General features: G+C 68.0%; 7 protein-coding genes. 1 reads left to right on the plus strand and 6 read right to left on the minus strand.

The window, feature by feature from the left end:
* On the plus strand, positions 1 to 268 hold a 268-nt coding region (locus ACIQ3R_RS12800), incomplete at its 5' end, for a DALR anticodon-binding domain-containing protein (RefSeq protein WP_397419075.1).
* Between the two features lie 49 nt (positions 269 to 317).
* Here the strand turns inward: ACIQ3R_RS12800 and ACIQ3R_RS12805 are convergent.
* The 6 genes from ACIQ3R_RS12805 to ACIQ3R_RS12830 all read right to left on the minus strand — a co-directional run.
* Positions 318 to 2,480, minus strand: a complete 2,163-nt coding sequence (locus tag ACIQ3R_RS12805; RefSeq protein ID WP_397419077.1) for a TonB-dependent receptor family protein — start codon at positions 2,478 to 2,480, stop codon at positions 318 to 320.
* A gap of 78 nt (positions 2,481 to 2,558) precedes the next feature.
* A complete protein-coding gene (locus ACIQ3R_RS12810) occupies positions 2,559 to 3,392 on the minus strand; it encodes a tetratricopeptide repeat protein (RefSeq protein WP_397419079.1) in 834 nt (277 codons plus the stop codon).
* Positions 3,393 to 3,441: 49 nt separating this feature from the next.
* Positions 3,442 to 4,431 (minus strand): aldo/keto reductase, encoded by a 990-nt coding sequence (locus tag ACIQ3R_RS12815; RefSeq protein ID WP_397419081.1) that lies wholly within the window; start codon positions 4,429 to 4,431, stop codon positions 3,442 to 3,444.
* A 492-nt stretch (positions 4,432 to 4,923) separates the two neighbouring features.
* Entirely contained in the window at positions 4,924 to 5,520 is a 597-nt protein-coding gene (locus ACIQ3R_RS12820; RefSeq protein WP_397419083.1) for a hypothetical protein, read from the minus strand.
* Between the two features lie 181 nt (positions 5,521 to 5,701).
* Positions 5,702 to 6,388, minus strand: a complete 687-nt coding sequence (locus tag ACIQ3R_RS12825) for a hypothetical protein (protein ID WP_397419085.1) — start codon at positions 6,386 to 6,388, stop codon at positions 5,702 to 5,704.
* A gap of 15 nt (positions 6,389 to 6,403) precedes the next feature.
* Positions 6,404 to 7,280 (minus strand): ribonucleotide-diphosphate reductase subunit beta (locus ACIQ3R_RS12830; protein ID WP_397419087.1); only part of this gene is annotated, 877 nt, incomplete at its 5' end.

The following is a 7,280-nucleotide window of genomic DNA, read 5'->3' on the forward strand; positions in this document are numbered from 1 at the left end:
GGGCGAACCGGCCGAACGCGACCTGGTGCTGGCGCTGGACGCCTTCGAGAGCGCGCTTGGCGAGGCCTATGACCGCTATGCGCCCAACGCGGTGGCCGAGCACGCCTATCGGCTGGCCCAGGCCTTTTCGAAGTTCTACGCCGCCTGCCCGATCATGACCGCCGAGCCGCCGGTGCGCGCCGGCCGCCTGACGCTGGCCGCCGCCATGCTGAAGCAGCTGGAAACCGCGCTCGACCTCCTGGGGATCGCCACGCCCGAGCGGATGTAAGCGGCGGCGCGAGCGATCGGCAGCGGGCTTGGGTCTCCAGGGCGCGGGGTCAGAAAGCGTAGCTCAGGCCGGCCTGGAAGGTCCGCTGAGGTCCGGGCAGGACGCCACGGGAACGATCCACGATGGTCAGCTTGTCGAACAGGTTCTTCACCGCGATGTAGCCGCCCAGCCGGCCGTCCGGCGCTGTGAGATTGATGGTCGCGTTCCAGATGGTGGCAGGGCCTATGCGTCCGCGCTGGCCATTGGCGGATGGGGCGATGGTGTTGAGATCGTCCGTGAACATGCCGCCGGTGTGGACGACCTCGATCTGCCCCTCGAACCAGTCGCCGCGGGCGTAGCCGACGGCGCCGGAGAACAGCGTCCTGGGCGCATAGGGCAGGCGATTGCCGGTGACGACCACGTTGGTGAAGCCGCTGACGTTGGACAGCCGTCGGCCGACGAACTTGGCGTCGGACACCACGGTCAGGGCGGCGCGGGCGAAGAGGTCGTCGCCGGTCATCAGGCCCATCTCCCGGGCCGAGGCCTGCAGGCTGGCTTCGAAGCCCGAGTGCCGGGTCTCGCCGGCGCTGGTCAGGGTCGCGCCGAGCCCGCCGGCGACCGAGGCGGGGACGATCTGGTTCTCGAAGTCCATCCGGAACGCCGCCACGTCGAGGCGAACACCATCGACCGGCTGACCGCGCAAGCCCGCTTCCCAGGCGGTGGAGATCTCCGCGTCGAGGTCGACCGCGCCGCCGGTGGCGTTGTTGATGATGTCCTCGACGCGCGGCGGGGCGAAGCCGCGATGCACGCCGCCGAACAGGGTCCAGCGGTCGTTCACCTCATAGGCCGCGCCGAGCCCTGGGATCACCTCATCGACCGAGGCGGACCCGCGCACGCCAGTCAGCCGGTTGACCCGGTCGTACTCGATGCTCTCGATCCTCAGGCCCGGACTGACCGAAAGCGGGCCCCAGGCCAGACGCGCCGTCGCAAACCCGGCGATGGCCTTGGCGTAGCGCAGATTGTCTTCGATCAGGCCGGCGTTGCGGCCTAGGCCGGCGCGACGGGCGCGGGGCGTATCGCCGTTCACCTGGAGACGCGCCTGACGCTCATCGGCCCAGCGCAGGCCGGCTTCCGCCGAGACGTCCGCGCCCAGGGCGGCGCCGGTCCAGGTCAGGCGGCTCTCGGCGCCCCAGGTGATGTACTCCCGGAGGCGGCCTTCGTTGCCGCAGGTGGTGTCGAGATTGACCATGCCGCCGCAGGCCGGATCGCTGGCGTCGTTGGGGCGCTGGCCGGAGTTGGAGGACTGGCGCCACCAGTCGCGGTCGAACCAGGCGTAGTAGATCGAGGTCTTGAGCTGAAGGGCGTCGGACAGCGCCCAGCCGTGCGTCGCCGAGGCGCCGAAGCGTTCGCTCTTGAAGGCGTCGTTGGCGAATGGATTGGATCGCGGATCAGCGGCGAACTCGGCCTCGGTGAGACCGGAATAGGTGACCTGGCTGTCCTCGGCGAAGGTCGACAGCCGGATCGACAGCCGGTGGGCGGCCGACAGATCGCGCTCGGCCTTGAAGTAGATGTCCTCGAACCTCAGGCGCTGGTTGTCGCGGGCGCTGTCGGAGCGGGTGGTGTTGACGTGGGCCAGGGTGGCGAAGCCCAGCACCTCGCCGCCGACGCTGGCGTCGGTCTCCAGATAGCCGTTGTCGCCGGCGGCGACCGTGAGCCGTCCGCCCGGCTCGGTGCGGGCCTTGGGCGTCACGTAGTTGACGACCCCGCCGATGGTCTGGGGGCCGAAGCGGATTTGACTGGCGCCCTTCAGCACCTCGATTCGCTCGAAGCGGCGGATCGGCGGGTGGTAGTAGCTTGCGTTGTCGCCATAGGGCGCGAAGCTGAGCGGCAGGCCGTCTTCCAGCAGCAGCACCTTGGTGGACCGGGTCGGATTGAGGCCGCGGATGCCGATATTGGGCCGCATCCCCATGCCCTCTTCGTCGCGGGCGAAGACGCCCGGCGCCTGGCGCAGCGCCTCATTGACCGTGAGCGGCCGCATGCGCCGCAGGTCCTCCGCCTCGATGGTGGCGCCGGCGCCGGGGATGTTCGGCAACTCGCGCCGCTCGCCGATGACGATCACGGTGTCGAGCGGCGGCGCCTCGTCGGCGGCCTCGGCCGCAAGCGCGGCGGGCCCGCCGACCAGGGTCAGGGCGCCGGCGAGCCAAAGGGTTGAGCGGAGGGATCGGGTACGCATCGTGATAATGCGAATAAGTCGCAAGATCAGCCTTGTCAAACGCTCTCCGGCGCATCGCGGCGACGCCCGCCGACGACGTTAATCCATCTCGCGCAGATGGAGTTCGGCGGCGATGTAGCCGAAGGCGAAGCGGCTGCGGCCCTGCAGGATGCGGGTGAACACCGCCCGCGCCCGGTCCGTCTCGCCGTTGCAGAGATGCCAGTTGCCGACGCCATAGCCCTGCGTCGCATAGATGGTCTCGAGATCGTGGATCACCTGGCTGCCCTTGTCGGGGTTGAGCAGATCCTCCGGCGTCAGCGCGCCGCGATACATCCGCAGGCGGCGATAGTAGGACGGCCCCTCGACGAAGGCCTCGTCGGGCAGGCCTTCGGGGATCGCGGCCAGAACGGCCGCCGCGCCGCTCGCATCGCCCTTGCGGCGCAGCGTCATGTAGAGCCAGTCGGAGACGGCGGTGAGCCCGTCGTGATCGCCCTCGCGCACCCAGGCGAGACAGCGCCGATAGGCCGCCTCGGCGGCGTCCCAGTCGCGCCGCAGATAGTGCACCAGGCCCAGGTGGTACCAGGTGTTGAACTGGATCGAGGTGGGCGGCACCGGCAGCTCATTGCCCGGCCCGTCGGGCTCGATCCACTCGGGCCTGCCCTCGATCAGCTCCGCCGCGCGGGCCAGGTCGGCGCGGCCCTCTTCGAACCGCCGGGTGGAGAGATAGCGGTGGCCGCGCTGGCGCAGGAGCTCGAAGGAGTCCGGATAGCGGGCGAGGCCCTCGGTGAATACCGCGATGGCCTCCTCGATCCGATAGCGGAACCCGAGCACCCGGCCATACCAGACGGTGTTGGCGAGGGTGGGTTCGGCCTCATAGGCGGCCAGCGCCGCAGCGAGGGTGCGGCGGGAGCGGTCGCGGAGATCGTCACTCATGAGCGCCGTGGCGCGGGTTGAGCCTTCGTCAGCAAGGGAAACGTCCGCCTCACGCGTTGACCGCGCCCATGCCGCGTTCGTTGTAGCGCTGGCCCTGGACCCGCGCCGCCAGGCCGTCGAGCCGGCCCGCCTCGTCGGCGCTGAGCCGGACATCGGCGGCCGCGAGGTTGGCCTCCAGGTTGGCCAGCTTGGTGGTGCCGGGGATCGCCACGATGTGCTCGCCGCGCGAGAGCACCCAGGCGAGCGCGATCTGCCCGGCGCTGACGCCCTTGGCCGCGGCCAGCGCCTGGATCTCAGCCACCAGGGCGAGATTGGCGTCCAGCGCCTCGCCGGCGAAGCGCGGGGCCATGCCGGCGCGGAAGTCGGGGCCGTCGGGCGCCCAGTCCTTGCTGAACGATCCGGTGAGCATGCCCCGGCCGAGCGGCGAATAGGCCACGAAGGTCACGCCCAGCTCCCGGCAGGCCGGGATCACGTCGGCCTCGTAGTCGCGGGTGAACAGGGAGTACTCCGACTGCACCGCCGCGACCGGGTGGATGCTGTGCGCCTTGCGCAGGGTCTCGGCGCTGACCTCCGAGAGGCCGATGGCGCGCACCTTGCCCTCCTGCACCAGCTTGGCCATCGCCTCGACCGACTCCTCGATCGGGCGCGCCGGGTCCTTGCGGTGGAGGTAGTAGAGGTCGATGTGATCGGTGCGCAGATAGCGCAGCGAATTCTCCACGGCGCGCCGCGCATTGGTCTCGGAGCCGTCATAGCCGGCGGGCAGGTTGGTCTTGGGATCGGCCACAGGCCCCCACTTGGTGGCGATGAACACCTTGTCGCGGCGGTCGTGGAACGCCGCGCCCAACAGCCGCTCATTGGCGCCGAACCCGTACATCTCGGCCGTGTCGAAATGGTCGACGCCGCGATCGATCGCCGCGTGCAGCAGCGCCACCCCGTCGGCCTCGTCCATCGGCGCGCCGTAATAGGCCGACATGCCCATGCACCCCAGGCCGATGGCGTTCACCTCGGGGCCGTTGCGGCCGATATGGCGTCGGATCATGGGGCGGGCTCCGGGAGACGGGGTCGGGATGGGAGGGGCGGAAGCTAGGCGCGATCCGGGTCGTTGTCAGCGGGGGATGTGGACGACGCGGCGGTCCTTTCCGTGACCGTCATCCCCCGGCTTGTCCGGGGGATCCATCGTTGTCGCAGGCGTCGAATGCGGCGGCTTGAACCTGGAGGGCCGTCGCGGTCTCCCTTGCGGCGGACGCATGGATCCCCCGGACAAGCCGGGGGATGACGGGGTGGGGTGGTGGGGCCGAGCCATGGGCTCGCGCCCCCTCCCCGAGGCGAAGTCCGGGGGAGGCGCGCTCACCCTCAACGCCGATGTCGTCCCGGTTTGCGCCGTGAGGCGCAAGACCGGGACCTCCCGCGCCGAGGGGCGGGGAGAGGGCGCGGGCGGCGGGGCCGTGCGGGGGTTTCCGGCGAGAGAGCTGGAGGTCCCGGTCTTTCGCTTCGCGAAAACCGGGATGACACGGTTGTGGGGGGAGGCGTTTCAGCCTGAGGCGCGTCGCATCCGCCGTTCCAGCCGTCGTCGCTCGGCGCGGTTGGCCGGGGCGGGTCGGGCGCCGGGGGGCGGATCGGGCGGGGTGTGTGGCGGTTCTGGCGGCTGCGGCGTCTCGCCCTTGAGCCGCGCCTTGATGTCGATGACCTGGGCCGTGTAGCGGCCGTCGGGGTCGAGGTCGGGGTTGCGGGCCAGCGTCCTGTCCAGCGCCTCGGCGCGGCCGAGCGCGGTCATGGGGTGCCCGTCGCGCTCGCGGTCGGACTCCCGTTCGCGGTCCAGATAGCGGTCCCGGTCCCGGTCGGCCTCCGTGCGCTGACGCGGCGCCGATGCGCGCCGGGTCTCCACCGCGGCGAACACGGCGGCGGCGGCGGCGTTCACCAGTCGCACCTCGGCCAGGATCGAGAGCCGCACATTGCGGCCGCAGATGTCGAAGGCGGCGATGGCCCTGTCCCGGGCCTCAGGATCTTCCGTCGCCTGAAACCGCGCGTAGCAGGCCTTGGCCATGACGCCCGACATCTCCGTCATGTCGACCAGCAGAGCGCGGTGGCGGTCAAGACTGGAGGTCAGGATGTCGGCGGCGTCGGTCACGGGCGGAAAGAGAACATCATATGAACATTATGTCAAGGCGGCGCGGTCGCGGCGACCAAAACCGGTAGGGCGCTGGTGCGCGCGGCGGGCGCGTTACCCAGTTTGGGGATTTGTGCCCCTATCACCGGAATTGTCGTGAGATTTGGTGCGGGAAGGGATCTGACGATGCGCTCTCGATGGCTCAGACCGGAACTTCCGCATCAAGCAATCGTTCAAGGAGCATCCGCACGTACGCCCTGCAGCCATTTGGGTGAAGGGGTTCGGGCAAATTCTTGCGTTTGGAACCTAAGTCGAAATGACGGAAGGACGTATTTGCCGTTGTCATGAATTGATCGAGATCTTCCTGTGTGGTCCAGCATAGATTGACTAGTTCTTTCTCACCACCAGCAAGTTGCTTTACCACCTCGAACGCTAGCCACATGGCACGAACGTCACTTCCACAGGTTGCGAACAATTGTAGTGCGGGCTCTATTCGTGGGTGCTTCGTTAGAAGAGTTTCTACTCGATCGCCAAACGGGCGCGCGCCAGTATTGGTTGCTCTATCGGGATCCAGAAAGAAATCTCCGGTCCCGGCAATCATCCGATAGTGGGTTCGTACGACGCCGGGCGAGGCTTGCTCCCACAGGCGACCCTTCCAGCCGAAACCTGCCGACGAATTGGACCGAACCGAATTGCCAATTCTTATCAAGTCAAGCACTTGCTCGGCGCTTCGGTGAACTACTTGAGGGTCATCAACCGCGTCCCAGGCAACGGAGGTGATGCAGATAGCGCTATCCACCTCATCACTCTCGACCGAGGCCACGAGTGCAACGGCGGCTTCTAAGGAGATTCCACTCAGTTCAACTTCAACAGCCCAACGGTTCTTCACGCGGACCCCGGCCCCCTACTCCCCCGCGATCAGCGCCCCGCCGCCCGCCGCCTTCGCCTTCATCGCATCGAAGTTCGCCCACACCCCGTCGTTGCCGTGCCACTGCCCGCGCGTCGCGGCCTTGGAGTATTCGGTGCTGCGGGCCTCGAAGAAGTTGGCGTGTTCGACGCCGCTGAGCATGCTTTGCAGCCAGGGGAGCGGGTTTTCCTTGGCGCCGTAGACTTCCGGCAGGTGCAGCTGGCGCAGGCGCCAGTCGGCGATGAAGCGGATGTACTTCTTGATGTCCTCGGGCGTCATGCCCTGGATCTCGCCGGCCTCGAAGGCCAGGTCGATGAACTTGTCCTCCAGCGTGACCACCGTCTTGCAGCAGTCGACGATGTCGTCGGCCACCGACTTGGTGACCGCGCCGGTCTCGGCGTTGAAGGCGTGGTAGAGTTTGACGATGCCCTCGCAGTGCAGGCTCTCGTCGCGCACGGACCATGAGACGATCTGGCCCATGCCCTTCATCTTGTTGTGGCGCGGGAAGTTCATCAGCATGGCGAAGCTGGCGAACAGCTGCAGGCCCTCGGTGAAGCCGCCGAACATGGCGAGCGTGCGGGCGATGTCGGCGTGGGTGTCGACGCCGAACTGCTGCATGTAGTCGTGCTTGTCGCGCATCGCCTGGAACTCCAGGAACGCGGTGAACTCGCTGTCGGGCATGCCGATGGTTTCGAGCAGCAGCGCGTAGGCGGCGATGTGGATGGTCTCCATGTTGGAGAAGGCCGCCAGCATCATCTTCACCTCGGTGGGTTTGAAGACGCGGCTGTAGCGTTCCATGTAGTTGTCGTTCACCTCGACATCGGACTGGGTGAAGAAGCGGAAGATCTGGGTTAGCAGGTTGCGCTCACGGTCC

This window comes from Phenylobacterium sp. (assembly GCF_044371015.1).
Taxonomy (GTDB): domain Bacteria; phylum Pseudomonadota; class Alphaproteobacteria; order Caulobacterales; family Caulobacteraceae; genus Phenylobacterium.

What these genes read in the sequence shown, in the direction of transcription:
- ACIQ3R_RS12805 (WP_397419077.1), bottom strand. Translation starts at nt 2,480, where the DNA reads ATGCGTACCCGATCCCTCCGCTCAACCCTTTGGCTCGCCGGCGCCCTG.
- ACIQ3R_RS12810 (WP_397419079.1), bottom strand. Translation starts at nt 3,392, where the DNA reads ATGAGTGACGATCTCCGCGACCGCTCCCGCCGCACCCTCGCTGCGGCG.
- ACIQ3R_RS12815 (WP_397419081.1), bottom strand. Translation starts at nt 4,431, where the DNA reads ATGATCCGACGCCATATCGGCCGCAACGGCCCCGAGGTGAACGCCATC.